We start from the raw sequence: 22,535 nt of genomic DNA, 5'->3' as shown, positions 1-22,535 counted from the left end.
GCGGATGCCGATGCTGACGCCGATGCGGATGCGGACGCCGATGCCGACGCGGATGCCGACGCTGACGCCGATGCTGACGCCGATGCCGACGCGGACGCGGACGCGGATGCCGATGCTGACGCCGATGCGGATGCGGACGCCGATGCCGACGCGGATGCCGACGCTGACGCCGATGCTGACGCCGATGCCGACGCGGACGCCGACGCTGACGCCGATGCGGATGCCGACGCGGACGCGGATGCCGACGCGGACGCCGATGCCGACGCCGATGCGGATGCCGATGCGGATGCTGACGCGGATGCCGATGCGGACGCCGACGCGGATGCCGACGCCGATGCGGATGCCGACGCGGATGCCGATGCGGATGCGGACGCCGATGCGGATGCGGACGCCGACGCAGACGCCGACGCGGACGCCGATGCCGACGCGGACGCCGATGCCGACGCCGATGCCGACGCGGACGCCGACGCCGATGCGGATGCGGATGCTGACGCGGACGCCGACGCCGACGCGGATGCCGACGCGGACGCCGATGCCGACGCCGACGCGGATGCCGACGCCGACGCGGACGCCGATGCGGATGCTGACGCCGATGCGGACGCGGATGCCGATGCCGACGCCGATGCGGACGCCGACGCGGATGCGGACGCCGATGCCGACGCGGACGCTGACGCGGATGCCGACGCGGACGCCGATGCGGATGCGGATGCGGATGCCGACGCGGATGCCGATGCCGACGCGGACGCCGATGCTGACGCCGACGCCGATGCGGATGCCGATGCGGACGCCGACGCCGACGCGGATGCCGACGCGGATGCGGACGCGGATGCTGACGCGGATGCGGATGCCGACGCCGACGCGGATGCCGACGCGGATGCGGACGCCGATGCGGATGCGGACGCCGATGCGGATGCGGACGCCGATGCGGATGCCGACGCTGACGCGGACGCCGATGCGGACGCGGATGCGGACGCCGATGCGGATGCGGATGCCGACGCGGATGCCGACGCCGACGCCGATGCGGATGCGGACGCGGATGCGGATGCCGACGCTGACGCCGACGCTGACGCTGACGCCGACGCGGATGCGGATGCCGACGCGGATGCCGATGCGGATGCCGATGCGGATGCGGATGCGGACGCCGATGCGGATGCGGACGCCGATGCGGACGCTGACGCTGACGCCGATGCGGACGCCGACGCTGACGCCGATGCCGACGCGGACGCCGATGCGGACGCCGATGCGGATGCGGACGCCGACGCGGATGCGGACGCCGATGCCGACGCTGACGCCGATGCCGACGCTGATGCGGACGCGGACGCCGATGCGGACGCCGATGCCGACGCGGATGCCGACGCCGATGCCGACGCGGATGCTGACGCCGATGCGGACGCCGATGCCGACGCGGATGCCGATGCGGACGCCGATGCCGATGCGGATGCCGATGCGGACGCCGACGCGGATGCGGACGCCGACGCGGATGCGGACGCCGATGCCGACGCGGATGCCGACGCGGATGCGGATGCCGATGCGGACGCCGACGCCGACGCGGATGCGGACGCCGACGCGGATGCTGACGCCGATGCCGACGCGGACGCCGATGCGGATGCCGACGCCGATGCGGATGCTGACGCGGATGCCGACGCCGACGCTGATGCGGATGCCGACGCCGATGCGGATGCGGACGCCGATGCCGACGCGGATGCCGACGCCGATGCGGACGCCGATGCCGACGCGGATGCGGATGCCGACGCCGATGCGGATGCCGACGCCGACGCGGATGCGGATGCCGACGCGGATGCGGACGCAGATGCCGATGCGGACGCTGATGCGGACGCCGATGCGGACGCTGACGCTGACGCTGACGCCGACGCCGATGCGGATGCCGACGCTGACGCCGATGCGGATGCCGACGCCGATGCGGACGCCGATGCGGATGCGGACGCCGACGCCGACGCGGATGCTGATGCGGATGCGGATGCCGACGCGGATGCGGATGCGGACGCTGACGCCGACGCCGATGCGGACGCCGATGCCGACGCGGATGCCGACGCCGACGCCGATGCGGATGCCGACGCTGACGCCGATGCGGATGCCGACGCCGATGCGGACGCCGATGCCGACGCTGACGCCGATGCCGACGCTGATGCGGACGCGGACGCCGATGCCGACGCGGATGCCGACGCCGATGCGGACGCCGATGCGGATGCCGACGCCGACGCCGACGCGGATGCTGACGCGGATGCGGACGCTGACGCGGACGCCGACGCCGATGCCGACGCTGACGCCGATGCCGACGCTGATGCGGACGCCGATGCGGATGCCGACGCTGACGCCGATGCCGACGCGGACGCCGATGCGGATGCGGACGCCGATGCGGATGCGGACGCCGACGCGGATGCCGATGCGGATGCCGATGCCGACGCTGACGCTGACGCCGACGCGGATGCGGATGCCGACGCCGATGCGGATGCCGATGCGGATGCTGACGCGGATGCCGATGCGGATGCGGATGCGGATGCGGACGCCGATGCCGACGCTGACGCGGATGCGGACGCCGACGCGGATGCTGACGCGGATGCCGATGCCGACGCGGACGCTGACGCGGATGCTGACGCGGATGCCGATGCCGACGCTGATGCGGATGCCGACGCCGATGCGGATGCGGATGCCGACTGCGATGCCGACGCGGACGCCGATGCCGACGCTGACGCCGATGCGGATGCCGACGCTGACGCCGATGCGGATGCCGACGCTGACGCCGATGCGGATGCCGACGCCGACGCGGATGCGGACGCCGACGCGGATGCGGATGCCGACGCCGATGCGGATGCGGATGCCGACGCCGACGCGGATGCGGATGCCGACGCCGACGCGGATGCGGATGCCGACTGCGACGCGGACGCGGATGCGGACGCCGACGCCGATGCGGACGCCGACGCCGATGCGGATGCGGATGCCGACTGCGACGCGGACGCGGATGCGGACGCCGACGCCGATGCGGACGCCGACGCCGATGCGGATGCGGATGCCGACGCGGATGCCGATGCGGACGCTGACGCCGACGCTGACGCGGACGCGGATGCCGATGCGGACGCTGACGCCGATGCCGACGCTGACGCGGATGCGGACGCCGATGCCGATGCGGATGCCGACGCGGATGCCGATGCCGACGCCGATGCGGATGCTGACGCGGATGCGGATGCGGATGCCGACTGCGACGCGGACGCGGATGCGGACGCCGACGCGGATGCGGACGCCGACGCCGATGCGGACGCTGATGCGGACGCCGATGCGGACGCTGACGCTGACGCCGATGCGGACGCGGATGCGGACGCCGATGCGGACGCCGATGCCGATGCGGACGCTGACGCCGATGCGGACGCCGATGCCGATGCGGATGCCGACGCGGATGCCGATGCGGATGCGGACGCCGATGCTGACGCCGATGCCGACGCCGACGCCGATAGCGACTCAGATTCCGATAGCGATCATGACAGCGACGGGGACCATGACTCCGACGGTGACCATGACAGCGACGGAGACCACGACTCCGACGGTGACCATGACTCCGACGGCGACCACGACTCCGACGGTGACCATGACAGCGACGGGGACCACGACTCCGACGGGGACCATGACAGCGACGGGGACCACGACTCCGACAGCGACCATGACAGCGACGGGGATCACGACTCCGACGGCGACCATGACTCCGACGGCGATCATGACTCCGACGGCGATCATGACAGCGACGGGGACCACGACTCCGACGGTGACCATGACAGCGACGGGGACCAGGACTCCGACAGCGACCATGACTCCGATGGGGACCATGACTCCGACGGTGACCATGACAGCGACGGGGACCACGACTCCGACGGCGACCATGACTCCGATGGGGACCATGACTCCGACGGCGATCATGACAGCGACGGGGACCACGACTCCGACGGCGACCATGACTCCGATGGGGACCATGACTCCGACGGTGATCATGACAGCGACGGGGACCACGACTCCGACAGCGACCATGACAGCGACGGGGACCACGACTCCGACGGCGACCATGACAGCGACGGGGACCACGACTCCGACGACGACGGCGGGTGCAAGCCGGGCGGCGGCTGGTGGTGGTGGACCCACGGCGGCGAAGGCGGTGCCGAGGACGACGACGACGGCGGCGGTCAGTGGGATGGCGGCTGGTCCGGCAGCGGCGGAGACTCGGACTCCGACGGCGACTCCGACGTTGACGACGGCGGCTGGTGGGGCGTGCGGAGCCTCGAAGCCACCCTCGACGAGTCGATCCAGGTCGGCGGCGCCGCGGACGGCGACGGCGACGCGGACACGGATGCCGACGCGGATGGCGACGCGGATGCCGACGACGAGGCCGATGACGGCGCGACGGCCGACTCGCACCGCCAGGCCGATGACGACGACGGCGGCGCCGACGACGATGGCGACGACGACGGCGACACCGGCGGCGAGCCTGAGGGTGGTCCGGAGCTTGCGGCTTGGGTCGACGCGCCGGCTGGCGACGACGATGCCGATCGCGACGACGACGGCGAAGACGACGACGACGGCGAAGACGACGACGACGTCGATCCGGAGGACGGCCCACAGTCCAAGGCGTCCGATCCGCCGTCCGGCGACGACGACGGCGACGGCGATGACGATGCCAACAACGACACCGGTGAGGCGGACGATGACGGCGGTGATGACGACGCCGAGGACGAGGCCGGACACGCGGACGCCGACGACGACGCCGATGAGGACGACGGCGGCGACGACACCGGTGACGGTGGCGACGACGGTGGCGGCGACGACACCGGTGACGGTGGCGACGACGGTGGCGGCGAAACCGAACTCGGCGTTTCGTTCGAGGAGTTGACGCAGGGCGACGGGCCACAGCCTAACCCGCAGGGTGGGGCTCCCGACCTCGGCGCTCCGGCCGACGCGTCGAACCTGATGGACGACGCACAGGGCGACGGCGGCGAGGACCTGTAGCCGACCGTGGTGCGGTCCGGGTGTCCGGTCCGGGGCAGGGAGTGCGGTTCCCCGGCCCCGGACCATCCGGTCCGCACCGGTTCCATGCCACGGCGGGAACGGGCGCCCTGTCTCCCGGCCCCGCCCATCCCGACGGATCGCAGCCCGACCCGACGCCGGCCTTGACGCCGGCGCCGGGTCGCGGCATGCGGGCCGCCATGTCCATCCTGCCCCCCCGCCTCTCCCTCCCCGTGGAGGCCGTCCTCCCGGACCTGAGCACCGCGCTCGCCCGCGGCCCGAACGCGGTACTGATCGCACCGCCCGGGGCCGGCAAGACGACGCGGGTGCCGCTCGCCCTTCTCGACGCGCCCTGGCTGGGCGGTCAGCGCCTGCTGATGCTGGAGCCGCGCCGCATGGCCGCGCGCGCCGCCGCCCGCTTCATGGCCGCGACCCTGGGCGAGCCGGTGGGCGAGACCGTGGGCTACCGGGTGCGCCTGGACAGCGCCGTTGGCCCGCGCACCCGCATCGAGGTGGTCACCGAGGGCATCCTGACCCGCCGTCTCCAGGATGACCCGGCGCTGGAGGGCGTCGGCGCCGTCCTGTTCGACGAGTTCCACGAACGCGCCCTTCAGGCCGACCTGGGACTCGCCCTGTGCCTCGACGCCCAGGGCGCCTTGCGGCCGGACCTGCGCCTGCTGGTCATGTCGGCCACGCTGGAGGGCGCCGCAGTGGCCCGCCTGCTGGGCGACGCCCCGGTGATCGAGAGTGCCGGCCGCCAGCACCCCGTGACCATCCACCACCACCCCGCCCCGGCGCCGGGCCTGGACGGCCTGGCCCGCGCCGTCGCCGCCCGGGTGCGCGCCGCGCTGGCGGACGAGCCCACCGGCGACGTCTTGGCCTTCCTGCCCGGTGAGCGCGAGATCCGGGCGGTCGCCGCCGCCCTGGAACCGCTCCCCGGGGCGCGGGTGCGGCCGCTCTACGGCGCCCTGCCGGCGGACCGCCAGGACGCTGCCCTGCGCCCCGACCCGGGCGGCGCCCGCCGGGTGGTGCTGGCCACCGCCATCGCCGAAACCAGCCTGACCATCGACGGGGTGCGCATCGTCGTGGACGCCGGCCTGGCCCGGGTGCCGCGTTTCGACCCCGGGCGCGGCCTGACCCGGCTGGACACCGTGCCGGCGTCGCAGGCCTCGGCCGACCAGCGCGCCGGCCGCGCCGGACGCCTGGGACCGGGGGTGTGCCACCGGCTGTGGCCGCAGGCGGCGCACGGCGCCCGGCCGCCGTTCTCCCGGCCGGAACTCCTGGAGGCCGACCTGGCGCCGCTGGTGCTGGAACTGGCCGCCTGGGGAGTCGCCGACCCGGCGGCCCTGGCCTGGCTGGATCCGCCGCCCGCCGGCGCCTGGGCGGCGGCCCGCGACCTGCTGCATGGCCTGGGCGCGCTCGACGCCGCCGGGCGCGTCACGGCCCACGGCCGCGCCCTGGTTCGGCTGCCGCTGCACCCGCGCCTCGCGCACATGGTGGTGACGGGCGTGGACAGGGGTCTGGGCGGGCTGGCTGCTGACATCGCCGCCCTGTTGTCCGAGCGCGACCCGCTGCGGGGCGCGCCCGGGGGACGGGACGCGGACCTGCGCCACCGCCTCGACCTGCTCGCCGGACGCCGGCCGGCCGACCGCACCCAGGCCGGCGCGGTGCCGCGGATCCGTGCGGCCGCGCGCCAGATCCGCCGGCTGGCCGGCGGGCGTGACGGGGCGACGCCGGCGGCCGACACCGACCCCGGCGCCCTGCTCGCCCTGGCCTACCCGGACCGCATCGCCCGGCGCCGGGCCGGACCGCAGGCGGGTCGCTTTCAGTTGTCGGGCGGGCGCGGGGTGACTCTGGACCCCGCCGATCCGCTGGCGGCGGCAGACTGGTTGGCGGTGGCCGACCTGTCCGACCGGCCGGGCGCGGAAGCGCGGGTGCGGCTGGCGGCCCCGCTGGAGGCGGCGGAGGTGATGGCGGGCCGCATCGCCGCCCTGGAGACGGCGGACGAGATCGCCTGGTCGGCGCGAGAGGCGGCGGTGCTGGCGCGGCGGCGCACCCGCCTGGGCGCCCTGTTGCTGACCGAGACCCCGCTGCCCGATCCCGACCCGGCAGCGGTGACGGCCGCGCTGCTGGACGGGGTGCGACAGATGGGCCTTGCCGCCCTGCCGTGGACCCCGGCGGCGGCCCGCTGGTGCGCCCGGGTGCGCTTCCTGGCTCACGTGGACGGGCCGCAGGCGGGCTGGCCCGACCTGTCGGACGCCGCCCTGCTGGCCACGCTGGAGCACTGGCTGGCCCCGTATGTCGCCGGCCTGAACCGGCGCGCCCACCTGGAGCGCCTGGACCTGCGGGCGGCGCTGTCCGCCCTGCTGCCGTGGGAGCGGGCGCGCGACCTGGAGGCGCGGGCGCCCAGCCACCTGACCGTGCCGACCGGCTCGCGTCTGGCGCTGGACTACGACGATCCGGAGGGGCCGGCGCTGGCGGTGCGGGTGCAGGAGCTGTTCGGGCTCGACGTCCACCCCACCCTGGCGAGCGGGCGGGTGCCGGTGGTGCTGCGGCTGCTGTCGCCGGCGCGCCGGCCGGTGCAGATCACCCGCGACCTGCCCGGGTTCTGGCGCGGGGCCTGGGCCGAGGTGCGCAAGGAGATGAAGGGCCGCTACCCCAAGCACCCCTGGCCGGCGGATCCGACCACGGCGCCGCCGACCACCCGCACCAAGGCGGCGGCGCGACGGGACACGGGATAAGGAGGCACCACGCGCCCCCGCAGGAGCGGGGGCGCGAGAGACGATAGGCGGGCGTCCCCGCGGGCGCGAGGGCGCAAGAGCTATCCCTTCTCGGTCCCACGCTCCCGCGTGGGACCGCTCACCTCCCCGGCTACGCCGGCACGCGGGCGCCAAAGTGCCGGGCCAGGCGGGCCACCGCCTCGTCCAGGGCGCTGTCCAGCTTGGCGAAGCAGAAGCGGGCGTAGTGCCGCGGCGCGGCCGCCGGGTCCTGGTAGAAGGCCGAGAACGGCACCGCCGTCACCCCGGCCTCGGTGGTGATGTGGCGGCAGAAGTCTTCGTCGCCCCCGTCGAATCCGACGCCGCGGATGTCAGCGGTCAGAAAGTAGGTGCCGGCACAGTCCATCACGGCGAAGCCCAGCGCCCGCAGTCCGTCCGCCAGCCGGTCGCGGCGCGCCGCCATATCGACGGCCAGGTGTTCCAGCACCGCCGGGTCCTGGCCCAGCCCGAAGGCCACCGCCGTCTGCAGGCAGGTGGGGGTGGTGAAGGTCAGGAACTGGTGGGTCTTGGCGATGGGGGCCAGCAGTGCCGGCGCGGCCACCACATAGCCCACCTTCCAGCTCGTCACCGAGAACGTCTTGCCGGCGGAGCCGATGCGGACACAGCGCTCGCGCATCCCCGGCCGCGTCATCAGCGGCACATGGCGGCGGCCATCGAACACCAGATGCTCGTAAACCTCATCGCAGACCGCATAGGCGTCGTGGCGGATCACGAGGTCGGCGAGGAACGTCAACTCGGAGTCGTCGAACACCTTGGCGGACGGGTTCATGGGGCTGTTGAGCAGCACCAGCTTGGTCCTGTCGGAAAAGGCCGCCGCCAGCGCTTCGCGCGGCAGGGTCCAGTCCGGCGGCTGGATGCGCACCAGTCGCGGGACCCCGCCGGCACGGCGCACGATGGGCAGATAGCTGTCGTACAGCGGTTCGATCAGCACCACCTCGTCGCCGGGCTCGATCAGGCCGAACAGGCAGTCGGCCAGCGCCTCGGTGGCGCCCGACGTGACCATCACCTCGGTCTCGGGGTCCAGGTCGAGGCCGTAGAACTGGCGGTCGTGCTCGGCCACCGCCCGGCGCAGCGCCGGGATGCCCATCATCGGCGGGTACTGGTGCGGTCCGGCCTCGGCGGCCGCGGCGGCGGCGCGCAGCACCGCCGGCGGCTCCAGGCCCTCCGGGAAGCCCTGGCCCAGGTTCACGGCGCCGTGCTCCTGGGCCAGCTTGGACATGACGGTAAAGATGGTGGTGCCGTACGACGACAGGACGCTGTTGGCGGGTTTCACCGGGACCTCGTCCGTTGGCGAGAGGGAGGCGGAAGGGGCGCTCAGGTCGGCGGGAACTCGCCGCCCTGGGTGTGGCGGGTCGTGTCGGCGCCCGAGCGGGCGCCCAGCAACAGGTCCATGTACAGGTCGACGATCTGGCGCGCCAGATCCTCCATCTCCTGGCTGGGCAGGTCGCTCACCCGCGAGGTCCGGGTGGCGGCGGCGCCGGCCGCGCCCTCGGGATCGTGCGCGGCCAGGCGGTCGCGCACCGTCTGGATCTGCGTCCGCACCGCCGGCAACGCCACCTCGTCCAGCGGGATGGACCGCAGGCAGCGGCGGTAGACCACGCACAGGCGGTGGCTCAGGTCGGCATCCAGGGTCGCCAGGATCTCGAGCGCGGCGTACAGGGCGGTGAAGGCGTGGCTGAGCGACATCGGCGACGATCCCCGGGGAGACGAGAGAGGGGCCAGGACGGAGCGGGCGGGCCGGGCGGTCGGCCCGCTTCGTTTGTGCCCAGGAATTAGGCGCGCTGCAAGGGCGTTGGGCAACGCAGCATCGCGCCCGCCGCCGGCGCGAGGCGGAAACCCGGGGGTTTCGGCGGCAGACGGGGCGCTCGCGCAATTGGCACGCGGCGTGATAAGGAACAGACCGATCCCGAAGACACGGGATGGCGCGCGGCGCGACGGCCGCCGGCTGTCGGGCGCGCGATCCTGGGCGAGAAGAGACCGGACTCCATGAAAAAGATCGAGGCCATCATCAAACCCTTCAAGCTGGACGAGGTGAAGGAGGCCCTTCACGACATCGGCCTGCAAGGCATCACCGTCACCGAGGCCAAGGGCTTCGGCCGTCAGAAGGGGCACACCGAGCTGTACCGCGGCGCGGAGTACGTCGTGGACTTCCTGCCCAAGGTGAAGATCGAGGTGGTGCTCGACGACGCCCAGGTCGACCGGGCCGTGGAGGCGATCCAGCAGGCCGCGCAGACCGGACGCATCGGCGACGGCAAGATCTTCATCACGCCGGTGGAGGAGGCCATCCGCATCCGCACCGGCGAACGCGGCGGCGACGCGATCTAGGCGCCAGGAAATGCCGAAGGGGCGCGCCGGGGCGCGCCCGGCGGGACGGCCCCGCGACGGCGCTCCGGCCCCGGGCCGGCGCCACACGGGACCCGGAAAGACAGACAAGACAAGGGAACGAACGGCAATGTCGGACGTCAGCACTATTCTCGAAATGATCAAGGAAAACGACGTCAAGTATGTCGATTTCCGCTTCACCGACCCCAAGGGCAAGTGGCAGCACACCGCCCAGCACGTCTCGACCATCGACGAGGACATGCTGACCGAAGGCATCATGTTCGACGGTTCCTCCATCGCCGGCTGGAAGACCATCAACGAATCCGACATGGTCCTGAAGCCGGACCTGGCCTCGGCGGTCATGGACCCGTTCGCCGCCCAGCCGCTGCTGGTGCTGTTCTGCGACGTCATCGAGCCCTCGACCGGCCAGCCCTACGACCGCGACCCGCGCTCGGTGGCCAAGAAGGGCCTGGCCTACATGCAGTCGGCCGGCATCGGTGACACCGCGTTCTTCGGGCCGGAGGCGGAGTTCTTCGTGTTCGACGACGTCCGCTACGACGTCAGCATGAACCGCATCATGTTCGAGCTGGACTCCGAGGAAGGCCCCTACGTCACCGGCCGCGAACTGCCGGAGGGCAACTTCGGCCACCGCCCGGGCGTCAAGGGCGGCTATTTCCCGGTGCCGCCGGTGGACAGCGGCCAGGACCTGCGCGCCGAGATGGTCACGGTGATGGCCGAGATGGGCCTGCCGATGGAAAAGCACCACCACGAGGTGGCGCCGTCGCAGCATGAGTTGGGCCTCAAGTTCGGCACCCTGATCGAGGCCGCCGACCAGATGCAGATCTACAAGTACGTGGTGCATCAGGTCGCCGCCGCCTACGGCAAGACCGCGACCTTCATGCCGAAGCCGGTGATGGGCGACAACGGCTCCGGCATGCACACCCACCAGTCGATCTGGAAGGACGGCAAGCCGCTGTTCGCCGGCTCCGGCTACGCCGACCTGTCGGACACCGCGCTGTACTACATCGGCGGCATCATCAAGCACGCGCGCGCCATCAACGCCTTCACCAACCCGTCGACCAACAGCTACAAGCGCCTGATCCCGGGCTTCGAGGCGCCGGTGCTGCTGGCCTACTCGGCGCGCAACCGCTCGGCCTCCTGCCGCATCCCGTACGTCGCCAGCCCCAAGGGCAAGCGCGTCGAGGTGCGCTTCCCCGACCCGTCGGCGAACCCCTACCTGGCCTTCACCGCCATGATGATGGCCGGCCTGGACGGCATCGAGAACAAGATCCACCCGGGCGACCCGATGGACAAGAACCTATACGACCTGCCGCCCGAGGAACTGGCCGGCGTGCCGACGGTGTGCGGCAGCCTGCGCGACGCGCTGGAGGCGCTCGACGCCGACCGCGACTTCCTCAAGAAGGGCGACGTCATGACCGACGACATGATCGACGGTTACCTGGAGCTGAAGTGGGAAGAGGTGTACGCCTTCGAGCACACCCCGCACCCGGTCGAGTTCCAGATGTACTATAGCGTGTAATGCCGATCGGCGGTGGACCGGACGCGTCCGGTCCATCGCCTCCGGCAGCGCCGCCGTGATCCTGACCCGTCAGGACTGACAAGGCCGGCCAGACTCACGCCCCCTCGTCGCGCCCCATCTCCGGGCGGGGAAAGGTCGGAATATCGACCCGCTTGCCGCGCGGGATCTCCCGATGCGGATCGTACATCGGCAGCGTGCAGAGCTCGGCGGGGCGGGTGCGATCGTCATGGCACACCACCGCGATGGGCGTGCCCGGACCGGGCCCGGCCTCGTCGAGCCGCACGATCGCCACGCCGCACCCCAGAAACGGCGACCACGCGGACGAGCAGACGCGCCCAGCCGGCGCGCCCTCGGTCTCGAGCGTCAGACCGAGGCGCGCCACGCCCCCCGGGACGCGCAGGCCCCAGGTGCGGGAGCGCGTGTCGGCACATTGCAGCGCGGCCTTTCCGATGAACGCCGGCTTGTCCAGGTCCACCATGGACCCCAGTCCGGCGGCAAACGGGGTCACCGTCTCGTCGAAGTCGGAGCCGGCGTTGAGCAACCCGGCCTCGATCCGGCGCGCGCCGCCCACCGCCACCGGGGTCAGGCCATAGGGCCGACCGGCGTCGAGGATGCGGTCACCCACGGCCGGCGTATCGCCGCCGGGCTCAAGGTAGACCTCCCATCCGAGCTCGTTCGTGAACCCGGTCCGGGTGATGACCACGTCCTGCCCGGCGATCCGAACCCGGGCGGCATCGAAGTAGCGGAACGGGTCGGGATACGGCCCGTCCACCGCGGCCTCCAGGACCCTCAGCGAGTCGGGACCCTGCACCTGACTGACCCAGACACCCGGGTCCACGACCGCGACGTCCAGGCCACGGGCCTGCGCCTTGAGCCAGAGCGTCAGGTCACCATCCGCCTGCCCGTACCAGAACCGATCCTCGGCCAGACGCACGAGGACGCCATCCATGATCATGCCGCCGTCGTCCAGACAGGCGATCTGATAACTGCACCGTCCGACCCGGGTCTTGGCCACGTCGCGGGTAAAGACGAGATCGAGCAGCCGGACCGCATCCGGCCCCCGGACCTCGATCGGCAGTTCCCCGGTGTGACGCAGGATCACGTGACGGCGCAGCCGCCAGTAGGCGTCTTCGGCCGATCCGCTGGTCATGCGGAGCGCGGTCAGCCGCCGATTGTAGACCGTGTATTGGGGATCGTAGGGAAGTTCCTGGTGGACGAGGGGGTGTGCCGCCAGCGTGCGGGCGAACTCGGTCCCGCTGCCTGCCGCGTCGCTCGGAAGCGGCAGGACGGCAAAGGAAACGGTCTGCGGGCCATCCGACATGTGACATTGCCCCCATAAGAGTGGACCCTGGGTGACGCGGCGGGCTCCGGCGTGGCGGCGCCGAACGCGCGATGGCTGCGCTTCCGAGTGTAGTCGTCGGCGCAGGGCGCGACCAGGGCGCGCCCTTTGCCCGTGACGGCGCCTCGTGGGTAGAATGACGCCGTCATGACCGACACCCTCGCCGCCGTGCTGCCCGTGTTCCTCGTCATCCTGCTCGGCTTCGGACTGAAGCGCGGGCGTTGGCTGCCGGACGCGTTCTGGGGGCCGGCGGAGACGCTGACCTACACCGTCACCTTCCCCGCCCTGCTGACCGCCAACCTCGCCAAGGCCGACATGACCGCGGTCGCCTGGGCGCCGCTGATGACGATCCAGGCGGCGGCGGTGCTGCTGGTGGCGGCGGTGACGGTGGCGGCCCGCCGGACACTCGGAGCGCGGTTGGGCGTCGACGGTCCGGCCTTCACCAGCGTCTTTCAAGGCGCGATCCGGCCCAACACCTACATCGGGCTGGCGGTGGCGGCGGCGCTGTTCGGCGACACCGGCGTCACGCTCACCGCGATCGGCGTCGCCGTCGTGGTGCCGCTGGTCAACGTCCTGTCGGTGACCTGCATGGCGCGCTTCGGCGCCGGCCAGTCGGCCAGCCCCTGGGGCGTGGCGCGCGGCATCGTCACCAATCCGCTGATCCTGGCCTGCGCGCTGGGCATCGCCTTGAACGCGACCGGCCTCGGGCTGCCGCCGGTGATCGGGCCGACGCTGGAGATCCTGGGCCGCGCCGCCCTGCCGGTGGCGTTGCTGGCGGTGGGGGCTGGGTTGTCGTTCGCGCATCTGCGACACGCTGGCGCGCCGGTGGCGGTCTCGGGCGTGGCCAAGCTGGCGGTGGTGCCGCTGCTGGTCTGGGCCGGGTGCGCCCTGGCCGGCCTGGACGCGGTCACGACCACGGTCGCCGTGCTGTACGGCGGCCTGCCCTGCTCGGCCTCGTCCTACGTGCTGGCCCGGCGTATGGGCGGGGACGCGCCGCTGGTGGCGGGCATCATCACGACCCAGACCCTGCTGTCGGTCGTCACCCTCACCGTCCTGGTGTGGCTGGTGCCGTAGGGCGGACCGCCGCCTCCCCTTCGCTGCCGGCGGCCGTGGCGCCCGTCGGCACCAGGGCCGGTGACGGCGCGGCGCGCGCCTGTGCCTCCAGCGCCTTGCGGCGGGCGGTCTCGGCCTTGGCCTTGTTGAGGTTGCGGCGGTCGAGCCAGAGCAGGAAGAAGGCCCCGCCAGCCCACATGAACACCTCGATGAAGACGATCGCGGCCGCTTCGCTCATGGCGCGCCCTCCTGATTGGACTGCTTCCAGTTCCAACCATGTCGGGGTCCCGGCCGCAGCGTCAAGAGCGGGCGTCGCCGGACCGCGTCCAGTCGGCCTCGAACACGCAGGCCGGGGCGCCCATCGCCTGGCAGGCCACCTCGCGCACCCGCGTGCGGCGCGCCACCAGAACGCGGAACAGCCGCTCGAAGGTGGCGGCGTAGTAGTCGCACACCGGCGCCTCCGCGTCCGCAACCGCCGCCTGGATGGGGCCGTCGGCGATGACCAGGCGGGTCGGCCGGCCGGCGTGGCCCTCGAAGCGGCCGCCGCCGGCGAAGGTCCAGGCGTGGCGGCCCATGGCCCCGATGAGAACCCGGGCCGCGGGAACCGGCGGCAGCAGCCTGAGGACCGCCTGGGCCGGCTTGGGGATGCGGTGGGCCAGCAGGTAATCGGCCGTCGCGACCCCGGCCGCGCGGCTCACCGCCACCACGGTGTCGTGATCCAGGCGCGCCCGCAACACCCCATGCAGGGCCGTGACGTCGGCGGCCGGCACCATGCTCTCGGGCGGCCGGGCGGCATGGTGGGCCAGGCCGGCGGCGGCGAACAGGGCGGCCGTCTCGACCGGGCCGCGGCGATCGCGCAGGGCGTCGGCAATGCGGGTGATGCTGTTGGGGCCGATGCGGGCGTCCTCGTCCGGCGGGGTTCCCGCGGCGGCGCAGTCGGGGCAGGTGTCGGCATCGGCGGCGCGGTCGCGGAGGTCGCACATCGGGCGGGGATCCTGTGGTTCGGGCACGGCGGGGACGCGGACCGGAGTGATGGCCGGAGGCGGCCGGTCCGTCAAGGGCCGGCGGGCGGCGGGGCGCGCCGCGTCCGCGTCAGGCGGGCTGGGTGAGCGCCGCGCAGCCTTCGAACGCCTGGCGCAGGCCGACCCCGTCCAGGGCGCGCCCGACGGCGACCACGCGCGCCTCGGCCGCGTCCGCCGGGCCGCCGTCGGTCAGACTGGTGCGGCCGTCGGCGACCTCGAACCGCATCCAGCCGTCGCCGCTGCGGGCCACGCCGCGCAGCCGGTCCACCTCGCCGTAGGTCCCGCGTGCGACGTCGTCCAGCACCGCGCGCAGGCCCTCCGGATCCAGGCGTCCGGTCAGGTCCGCGCTCCAGGCGCGCAGGTCGAGCACGATCACCTCGCCGCCGCCATCGGCGGCGCGCGTCCCGGGCTGGGGGCCGCCCCCCGTCGCGGCCCCGGCCGGCACCGGCCCATGATAATGGTGGTGGTGATGATGGTGATGGTGGGTATGGTGGACGCTGCCGGCCGCCCCAACCACCCCCGGCGCCCCGACCGCCCCCGGCGCCGGCGGCTCTCCCGGCGTCGCGCCGTCTCTCGCGGCGGCCGCGCGCTCGCTCGCGGGCGGCGCGGCGGCGCCCTCGGGAACGCCGTGGATGGCAGTGACAATCCGTGCCGACGGGTTCAGCGCCCGCAGGGTATGAGTCACCGTGGCCAGGTCGGCGGCCGCCACCTGATCGGCCTTGTTGATGATGAACACCGGCGGCGGGGCGTCCGCCTTGGGGTCCTCGGCGCGGCCGTGGGTCTGCACCTGGGCCTTCAGGAACTCGGGCAGACGGGCGTAGTCCGCCATGAAGGCCCCGGCGTCGATCACCACCGTCAGCCGCACCGCCTTGATCGAGGGCTTGATGTCGGCGCGGTTCAGGACCCGCATCAGCACGCTGATGTCGGCGATGCCGTTCGGTTCAATCACGATGCGGTCGGGCCGCTCGCTGGCGATCACCTCCTTGAGCTGGTGCGCCAGATCATCGCGCAGCCCCAGGCAAAGCTGGCCGTCCGGCCGCTCGACCCGCGCACCACTGGCGGTCTGGGTCACCGGCACACCGGGCGGCGCCAGGGCCGCACAGTCGTGGGCGAGGGCGACACAGCGCAGGTCCGGCCCGGCGGCGGCCAGCCGACGACGCAGCACGGTGGTCTTGCCCGCGCCCAGGAACCCGGCCACGATCTCGACATCGACCGCCGGGGCCTGCGGGGTGCGCGAGCGCAGCGACCAGTTCCACAGCGCCGCCCCCGGCAGGGGCAGCACCAGGAACCAGTGTTCCAGGATCGCCAGCGCCATCATGGTGGCCACGAAGGTGTACCCGACCACCTCGAACGCGGTCGCCGCCGGGGCCAGGGCGGCCTGCGCCACCAGCACGGTGACGATGGTCGAGATCGTCACCGACACCGGGAACAACAGGTTGATCGGCCGGCTGTTGTTCAGGAAGCTCTTGAGGAACTCCATGTGATCGGGGAGGAACTCCTCGTTCACATTGCGCACGCCCAGGAACACGTTCAGCCGCGCGCTCTCGTGCATCCACCACAGCGTGACGAAGGTCCACAGCCCCACCTGGTTGGGCTCTCCCCAGGTCAGGGCGACGATCACCGCCAGCGTCACGACGATCGAGATCTCGTGGTACAGGCTGGTCTCGAGGGCGTGCCAGAAGTGACGCCAGCCGCGACAGTCCGCGCCGCACGGACGCGCCCGCGGGCCGGTGACGTAGCCCATGTAAAAGCTGATCTCCTGCCAGCCCCAGGCCAGCAGGCCGTAGGTGAAGGCGGCATAGGCGCCCGAGACCGTGGCGTCGCCGGCGTTGGTGTACAGGCCGTACAAGGCCACGCCGAAGATGGCGGTCGCCCCCAGCATGCTCCACTTGAAGGTGCGGGTCGGCAGTCCATCGAGGTAGAGGATCACCCCGGTGCTGAACCACCAGACGAACACGGCGTGGAGGATGGGAAGGGCGTAGTCGGCCAAGGGCTCCGTCTCCGCTGGGGCCGTCGGCGAGCGGCGGACGGCGGGGGCCAGGAGGCGCCGGCGGCGGGGGCGTGCCGCCGGCCTCGGATCACTGGGTGGGCGGCGGGGCCGCGCCGGCCGCCGGGGCCGCATCCGCGACCCGGCGCATCAGCGCGAACATCTGGTCTCGGTTGTCGGCCCCGTAGGCGCGCAGGGCGATGTCCTCGCCGGTGGCGGGATCGCCCAGCGTCAGCCGGCCGCTGTCCCACAGCACGACGCGATACGGCGCGTCGTCGGGCACGCCGGCAACCTGGCGCTGCCGGCCCAGGCTGCGCATCATACCGCGCAGGAACCCGCTCTCGGCTTCGGGGACGACCGCGATCAGACCGCCGTCTGCGGGCCGGCGCACCTCGACGGCGCCGTCCGGCGTCGTGACCAGCCGCATGTCCAGGCTCTCGACCACGGCCCCGTGCGACGCCCCCTCCGGCTCCAGGCCGAGGAAGCGATAGACCGCCACCAGGGACACGGTGATCAGCACCATCGCGAAGATGGCATACAACAGCGGCTTGGGTGGGCTCAGATCGTGGGGATTGCGGGTGTGGCTCACGCACCGGCTCCCTTCCTGGAGGGCTTTACGGGCCAAGGGACATGGTGTTGCGCGCCCGGGACTTTGGCGCCCCGTCGGACCGGTCCGCCCCTCATGGGGCGGCGTCGGCCAGCGGGGCCGCGCCGGCCGGGCGCACGGATGGGGCGGCGGCCGCGTCCTCTGCGGACCTCGAGGCCGCGTCGGGCGCCTCGGGCGCTTCGGCGCCGGTGCGCGCGGCATGGTCGCTGAGCGCCCCGGCCAGGGTGCGGGCCACCGCCTCGGGCACCGGGATGGCGCGCAGCATGGGCTGCGGGCGCACCCACTGCCACGGCCGCACGTGCGGCCACAGCATCAGGCCGGAGACGCTCTGCCCCGGCATCAGGACCAGGGGAATGTTGCCGGTCCCGTCGCGGAAGACGCGAAGCTGGGCCTCCTTGATGACGCGGAACGGCAGGTTCACGGTCATCTGGAAGGCGAGACCGAAGCGCACGATCACCCGCTCACTGGTGATGGTGTAGATGGTGCTGCGCTGGATCCAGAGCGCGACCAGCATCAGCAGCCCGGCGGCGACACCGCCGATGAGAAGGGGCGTGACGACCGCCATCGCCACGGCGCCCGCGGGCGCCCCGTCGTAGGCGGCGGACACCCCGGACCAGATGGCCAGAATGCCGAAATAGGTGCCGATCACCGGCACCAGGAACAGGCGTTTCGACAGGCTCCACCAGCGCGGGCGACCCTGCCACAGAACCCGCTCGCCTTCCGGCGGGCGCTCCGGCAGTCCGGGGATGGGTTCGACGGCGAAATCGTCGTGCACGATACCGACCCTGCATGCGTTCGGATGGGGGGTAAGACGGCTCCTCGCGGGACGGCGGAGGCCCGTCCCGCGAAGATGATGCCGCAATTCCTCAGATCAGACCACCCCGGGGGCCGTGCGCCGGTCCGTTCAGCCAACCGGACCCGCGCGGCCGCCTGGGGTCTACTGGGCGTACAGGAACCCGCCGCCGTAGTAGGCCGTGATCTTCTCCTCTTCGAGCATGGTCACCTGATCCGGCTTCTTGGTGGTCGGGATCTGGGCGAACAGCGTCGACGGGATGGCCGCAACCTCGACCTGGTTGCGGGTCTTGCTGACGTGGGCGTAGTTCACCGGCAGCAGCACCCGCTTCTTGGTCGGGGCCGGCGCCGGGGCCGCCCCCGCCTGGCCGGTGCCGGCGGCCGGGGCCGGCTTTGCCGGGGCCGCGGCGCCCAGCTCGACCTCGTAGTAGCGGACCATGATCTCCGGACGGTCGACCCACAGGTCGGAAACCGTGCCGGCGACCTTGCCGTCCGAGCCGACGACCTTCATGCCGCGCGGATCGGGGCTGGACTTCTCCATCGTGAAGTCCTTGTCGGTGCGCATCGGCACGATCTTCGGGCCGTTGTGCAGATCCAGTTCCGGCCGGTCCGGCCGCTCGGCGTAGGCCGACGGGCCAATGCAGTCCAGCAGCGGGTTCTGACCGGTCGGCTCGTAGGGGGCGCCCGACCACGACGCGACGCGCTTGCCCTTCACCGGGCGGGTGTCGCGCTTGTAGTTCGGGGCCTGGGTTTCGCCACCGTGGAACAGGTTGAAGGTCTTGGCCGGCGGCATCCAGATCCAGCTCAGCTTGTTGACCTTCCCGGTGGTGTCGGCCTCGAGCGGGTAGCCCTCACGCCGATCCTCGCGGCGCAGGTAGAAGATGAGGCCGAAGAAGAAGAACCAGAAGACCCAGATGGCGACCTGGGCCACGTCCATGTAAGAGGTGAGAGCGCCAATAGGCATAGCGGAACCTCCACGGGCAAGTGCACTATCCAGGGAATTCGGCCAGGCCGAACCGCGAGTCGGGCCGCGACCGACTCTCCCTGCGCAGGCGAACGAGTGGACCGATCACGGCCAGGGTCGTGAACAGCAGTCCGATCTCGAGGTGGTACACGACCGTATAACCGACGCTGGTCTCGCGCAGGGCCGGACCCAACAGGCCCTGCTCGGCCAGCGCCGCTACCGTGTCGCGCAGGGCGCCGCCAGCGGCAATGGCGACGCCAGTCGCGGTGGCCTGCACCGCACCCCAGGCCCCCAGCGCCAGACCGCCATGCTCCGAGTCAGCCAAATCCATGGCGGCGGTCAGGGTGCCCACGACGAACAGGCCTCCGCCCAGCCCGATCAGGGTCGCGCCGATGCGGAACAACAGCGCGGACTCCAGGGGCGAGGCGAAGATGACGCACGAGAAGGCGACCAGGCCCACCAGCAGGCCCGCGGCCGCCATCCGGCACGGATCCAGTCCGCGCGACAGCCACCGCGCGGACAGGGCAAAGCCGACCAGGGTGCCCCCGGCCAGCAGGGCGGTCAGCAGCGTCGTCTGCGACACCGACAGCCCCAGCACTTCACCGCCGTAGGGCTCCAGCAGGACGTCCTGCATGGTGAACGCGGCGGTTCCCAGGCCCACCACCACCAGCAGCCGGCTGTAGCGGCCGCCACCGGCGAACGCCTGCCAGGACTCCCGGAACGACGGGCGCTCCCGGTCCGGCGCGGTCAGGGCCTTGTTGCGCGGTTCCTGCTTCCACAGGGCCACGCTGTTCAGGATCATCGTCAGGGCGGCGGCGCCCTGGATGACGCGGATCAGGCGCTCGTTGCTGAAGTCGGCCAGCAGCCACCCGAACAGCAGCGCGCTGATGACCATCCCCAGCAGCAGCATGACGTACAGCAACGCCACCACACGCGGCCGCGACTCGTTCGGCGCCAAATCGTTGGCGAGCGCCAGCCCGGCCGTCTGGGTGGTGTGCAGCCCGGCCCCCACCAGCAGGAAGGCCAGTGCGGCCCCGATCTGGCCGGCGATCGCCGGGTCGGGGCCGCCCTTCGCCAGCAGCATGAGGGCGAACGGCATGAACGACAGGCCCATGAATTGCATGAGCGAGCCGAACCAGATGTAGGGCACGCGGCGCCAGCCCAGCACCGAGCGGTGGGTATCGGACCGGTAGCCGATCAGCACCCGGAAGGGCGCGAACAGCACCGGCAGCGACACCATCACCGCCACCAGCCAGGCCGGCACGCTCATTTCGACGATCATCACCCGGTTCAGGGTGCCGGTCAGCAGCACCATCGCCATGCCGACCGAGATCTGGAACAGCGCCAGGCGCAGCAGGCGGCCCAACGGCAACTGGTCGGACGCCGCGTCGGCGAACGGCAGGTAGCGCGGCGCGATCCGCATCAGCACCTGCGTTGCGGTGGCCAACGGTGCCCCGCCGGTCCGCCCGTCGGCCCGCCCATCGGCCCGTTTGTCCGCCCGTCTGTCGTCGCCTGCGCTCATGTCGCGACCAGCTCCAGGGCCTGGGAGATGTAGAACCCATTGCTCACCCGCTCGGTGCGCGCCGGGGTCCAACCGCTCAGGGCCGGGTCCTTGCGCAGCCGCTTGGTGAAGCGCCGCGTCGGCAACGGCACGATGGCCGGCGAGCGGTCGCCGCGCGGGAACAGCTTGCCGACGGCATGCATGGTCGCCAGCATCGGCGTGCGCGGCGCATACGTGAACACGATCGAGTGGCGCGTGCGCGCCGCCAGCCCGGCCAGCACCCCGACCGCATCGTCGCGTTCGTAGTGAATCACGGAATCCATCGACACGACATGGTCGAAGGTGCCGAGCGCCGGATCCAGCATGTCGCCCACGCGGAAGTCGACCGAGCCCGGCCCCAGGTCCGCCGGCAGACGCTCGCGCGCCAGATCCACCAGCTTGGGCGACAGGTCGATGGCCACCACCTCGGCGCCGCGCCGGGCCACCTCGGTGGCCAGCGCGCCGGTGCCGCAGCCGGCATCCAGCACGCGCCGACCGGTCAGGTCCTCGGGCAGCCAGGACAGCAGAATCCCGCGCATGGTGTCGCGGCCAGCGCGCACGGTGGCGCGGATGCCGCTGACGGGGGCATCGGAGGTCAGGCGCTTCCACGCCTCCACCGCGGTGCGGTCGAAGTAGGTCTCGATCTCCCCGCGGCGATCCTGATACGAAACGGTCGGCATCAGTCGAATCCCAGCAGGTCGAAGATCTCGCGGTCCTTGAGCGAGTGCGCGTCCAGCGCATCCGTCCCGGCGTACAGCGCGGCCGCCAAGCGCAGGTACTCGGTCTGCACCTGTTCCACCTCGGGCGTCGCCTCCATCTCGAACAGGGTGCACTTCTTCAACCGCGACCGCCGCAGGTCGTCGAGCAGCGGCACATGGGCCAGCGTGCGCATGCCGGAGCGGGCGTTGAACTTGTCCACCTGGTCGGTGTCGGCGCTGCGGTTGACGATGCAGCCGCCCACCCGGACCTTGTAGTTCTTCGTCTTCGCCCGGATGGCCGCAATGATGCGGTTCATGGCGAAGATGGAATCGAAATCGTTGGCGGTGACCACCACGGCCCGCTCGGCGTGCTGGAGCGGGGCCGCGAAGCCGCCGCACACCACGTCGCCCAGCACGTCGAACAGCACCACGTCGGTGTCGTCGAGCAGGTGGTGTTCCTTGAGCAGCTTGACCGTCTGCCCCACCACGTAGCCACCGCAGCCGGTGCCGGCGGGCGGGCCGCCGGCCTCGACACACAGCACCCCATTGTAGCCCTCGAACACGAAGTCCTCGGGCCGCAATTCCTCGGTGTGGAAGTCCACCTCCTCCAGCACGTCGATGACCGTCGGCACCAGGCTCTTGGTCAGCGTGAACGTGGAGTCGTGCTTGGGGTCGCACCCGATCTGGAGCACGCGCTTGCCGAGCTTCGAGAACGCCACCGCCAGGTTGGACGAGGTCGTGCTCTTGCCGATGCCGCCCTTGCCGTAGACAGCGAACACCTTCGCGCCCTCGATGTGAAGCGCGGGGTCCATGTGCACCTGCGTGCTGCCCTCGCCGTCCAGGCGACCCGGACTGCCGGATCGCGGAGTCACAGTATCCAGCACGGACTC

17 protein-coding genes are annotated in these 22,535 nt (G+C 72.1%); 5 read left to right on the top strand and 12 right to left on the bottom strand.

Annotation, left to right across the window (positions count from 1 at the left end; genetic code table 11):
• Both GGD88_RS00485 and hrpB read left to right on the top strand, forming a co-directional pair.
• Nucleotides 1-5,007 (top strand): hypothetical protein (locus GGD88_RS00485; RefSeq protein WP_221236928.1); only part of this gene is annotated, 5,007 nt, incomplete at its 5' end.
• Nucleotides 5,008-5,204: 197 nt separating this feature from the next.
• Nucleotides 5,205-7,745, top strand: a complete 2,541-nt coding sequence (gene hrpB / locus GGD88_RS00480) for an ATP-dependent helicase HrpB (RefSeq protein ID WP_184430867.1) — start codon at nucleotides 5,205-5,207, stop codon at nucleotides 7,743-7,745.
• Between the two features lie 130 nt (nucleotides 7,746-7,875).
• On the opposite strand, the gene GGD88_RS00475 is transcribed toward hrpB, so the two are convergent.
• Nucleotides 7,876-9,054 carry an aminotransferase gene (locus GGD88_RS00475; RefSeq protein ID WP_184430866.1) on the bottom strand — a complete coding sequence of 393 codons (1,179 nt, stop codon included), beginning with the start codon at nucleotides 9,052-9,054 and terminating at the stop codon, nucleotides 7,876-7,878.
• Between the two features lie 41 nt (nucleotides 9,055-9,095).
• Nucleotides 9,096-9,467, bottom strand: a complete 372-nt coding sequence (locus tag GGD88_RS00470; protein ID WP_184430865.1) for a hypothetical protein — start codon at nucleotides 9,465-9,467, stop codon at nucleotides 9,096-9,098.
• A 300-nt stretch (nucleotides 9,468-9,767) separates the two neighbouring features.
• Between GGD88_RS00470 and GGD88_RS00465 the strand changes: the two genes are divergently transcribed.
• Nucleotides 9,768-10,106, top strand: coding sequence for a P-II family nitrogen regulator (locus GGD88_RS00465; protein WP_184430864.1), 339 nt, complete (start codon nucleotides 9,768-9,770; stop codon nucleotides 10,104-10,106).
• Between the two features lie 127 nt (nucleotides 10,107-10,233).
• Nucleotides 10,234-11,643, top strand: a complete 1,410-nt coding sequence (gene glnA, locus GGD88_RS00460) for a type I glutamate--ammonia ligase (protein ID WP_184430863.1) — start codon at nucleotides 10,234-10,236, stop codon at nucleotides 11,641-11,643.
• A 94-nt stretch (nucleotides 11,644-11,737) separates the two neighbouring features.
• Here glnA and GGD88_RS00455 read toward each other — a convergent pair whose 3' ends face one another.
• Nucleotides 11,738-12,964 carry an aminomethyl transferase family protein gene (locus tag GGD88_RS00455; RefSeq protein ID WP_184430862.1) on the bottom strand — a complete coding sequence of 409 codons (1,227 nt, stop codon included), beginning with the start codon at nucleotides 12,962-12,964 and terminating at the stop codon, nucleotides 11,738-11,740.
• A 165-nt stretch (nucleotides 12,965-13,129) separates the two neighbouring features.
• On the opposite strand from GGD88_RS00455, the gene GGD88_RS00450 reads away from it, so the two are divergent.
• Entirely contained in the window at nucleotides 13,130-14,056 is a 927-nt protein-coding gene (locus tag GGD88_RS00450) for an AEC family transporter (RefSeq protein WP_184430861.1), read from the top strand.
• On the opposite strand, the gene GGD88_RS00445 is transcribed toward GGD88_RS00450, so the two are convergent.
• From GGD88_RS00445 to bchL, 9 genes are all read right to left on the bottom strand, one after another.
• The gene (locus tag GGD88_RS00445; RefSeq protein ID WP_184430860.1) at nucleotides 14,028-14,273 is read right to left on the bottom strand and encodes a hypothetical protein; all 246 of its coding nucleotides are present in this window, start codon (nucleotides 14,271-14,273) and stop codon (nucleotides 14,028-14,030) included. The genes GGD88_RS00450 and GGD88_RS00445 overlap by 29 nt on opposite strands.
• 61 nt (nucleotides 14,274-14,334) lie before the next feature.
• A complete protein-coding gene (bchJ, locus tag GGD88_RS00440; protein WP_184430859.1) occupies nucleotides 14,335-15,018 on the bottom strand; it encodes a bacteriochlorophyll 4-vinyl reductase in 684 nt (227 codons plus the stop codon).
• A gap of 109 nt (nucleotides 15,019-15,127) precedes the next feature.
• Nucleotides 15,128-17,047 carry a putative photosynthetic complex assembly protein PuhE gene (gene puhE / locus GGD88_RS00435; protein WP_184430858.1) on the bottom strand — a complete coding sequence of 640 codons (1,920 nt, stop codon included), beginning with the start codon at nucleotides 17,045-17,047 and terminating at the stop codon, nucleotides 15,128-15,130.
• An 88-nt stretch (nucleotides 17,048-17,135) separates the two neighbouring features.
• Entirely contained in the window at nucleotides 17,136-17,633 is a 498-nt protein-coding gene (puhC, locus tag GGD88_RS00430) for a photosynthetic complex assembly protein PuhC (protein WP_184430857.1), read from the bottom strand.
• A gap of 91 nt (nucleotides 17,634-17,724) precedes the next feature.
• Complete coding sequence (gene puhB, locus GGD88_RS19055) at nucleotides 17,725-18,426, bottom strand: photosynthetic complex putative assembly protein PuhB (RefSeq protein WP_184430856.1); 702 nt, start codon at nucleotides 18,424-18,426, stop codon at nucleotides 17,725-17,727.
• Between the two features lie 162 nt (nucleotides 18,427-18,588).
• Nucleotides 18,589-19,407: a photosynthetic reaction center subunit H gene (puhA, locus tag GGD88_RS00420; RefSeq protein WP_184430855.1), complete on the bottom strand. Its 819-nt coding sequence runs from the start codon at nucleotides 19,405-19,407 to the stop codon at nucleotides 18,589-18,591.
• 25 nt (nucleotides 19,408-19,432) lie between these two features.
• Entirely contained in the window at nucleotides 19,433-20,929 is a 1,497-nt protein-coding gene (locus GGD88_RS00415) for a BCD family MFS transporter (protein WP_221236926.1), read from the bottom strand.
• Nucleotides 20,926-21,627 carry a magnesium protoporphyrin IX methyltransferase gene (gene bchM, locus GGD88_RS00410; RefSeq protein ID WP_184430854.1) on the bottom strand — a complete coding sequence of 234 codons (702 nt, stop codon included), beginning with the start codon at nucleotides 21,625-21,627 and terminating at the stop codon, nucleotides 20,926-20,928. The genes GGD88_RS00415 and bchM overlap by 4 nt, the downstream gene beginning before the upstream one ends.
• Nucleotides 21,627-22,457 (bottom strand): ferredoxin:protochlorophyllide reductase (ATP-dependent) iron-sulfur ATP-binding protein, encoded by an 831-nt coding sequence (gene bchL, locus GGD88_RS00405; RefSeq protein WP_184430978.1) that lies wholly within the window; start codon nucleotides 22,455-22,457, stop codon nucleotides 21,627-21,629. The genes bchM and bchL overlap by 1 nt, the downstream gene beginning before the upstream one ends.
• Nucleotides 22,458-22,535 lie beyond the last annotated feature (78 nt).

The organism is Roseospira goensis (genome assembly GCF_014197795.1).
GTDB lineage: Bacteria > Pseudomonadota > Alphaproteobacteria > Rhodospirillales > Rhodospirillaceae > Rhodospira > Rhodospira goensis.
This window is presented reverse-complemented; position numbering and strand designations above follow the sequence as displayed.

Coding starts and splice junctions, on each gene's coding strand:
- hrpB (WP_184430867.1), top strand. CDS start 5,205: ATGTCCATCCTGCCCCCCCGCCTCTCCCTCCCCGTGGAGGCCGTCCTC.
- GGD88_RS00470 (WP_184430865.1), bottom strand. CDS start 9,467: ATGTCGCTCAGCCACGCCTTCACCGCCCTGTACGCCGCGCTCGAGATC.
- GGD88_RS00465 (WP_184430864.1), top strand. CDS start 9,768: ATGAAAAAGATCGAGGCCATCATCAAACCCTTCAAGCTGGACGAGGTG.
- glnA (WP_184430863.1), top strand. CDS start 10,234: ATGTCGGACGTCAGCACTATTCTCGAAATGATCAAGGAAAACGACGTC.
- GGD88_RS00455 (WP_184430862.1), bottom strand. CDS start 12,964: ATGTCGGATGGCCCGCAGACCGTTTCCTTTGCCGTCCTGCCGCTTCCG.
- GGD88_RS00450 (WP_184430861.1), top strand. CDS start 13,130: ATGACCGACACCCTCGCCGCCGTGCTGCCCGTGTTCCTCGTCATCCTG.
- GGD88_RS00445 (WP_184430860.1), bottom strand. CDS start 14,273: ATGAGCGAAGCGGCCGCGATCGTCTTCATCGAGGTGTTCATGTGGGCT.
- bchJ (WP_184430859.1), bottom strand. CDS start 15,018: ATGTGCGACCTCCGCGACCGCGCCGCCGATGCCGACACCTGCCCCGAC.
- puhA (WP_184430855.1), bottom strand. CDS start 19,407: ATGCCTATTGGCGCTCTCACCTCTTACATGGACGTGGCCCAGGTCGCC.
- GGD88_RS00415 (WP_221236926.1), bottom strand. CDS start 20,929: ATGAGCGCAGGCGACGACAGACGGGCGGACAAACGGGCCGATGGGCGG.
- bchM (WP_184430854.1), bottom strand. CDS start 21,627: ATGCCGACCGTTTCGTATCAGGATCGCCGCGGGGAGATCGAGACCTAC.
- bchL (WP_184430978.1), bottom strand. CDS start 22,457: ATGGACCCCGCGCTTCACATCGAGGGCGCGAAGGTGTTCGCTGTCTAC.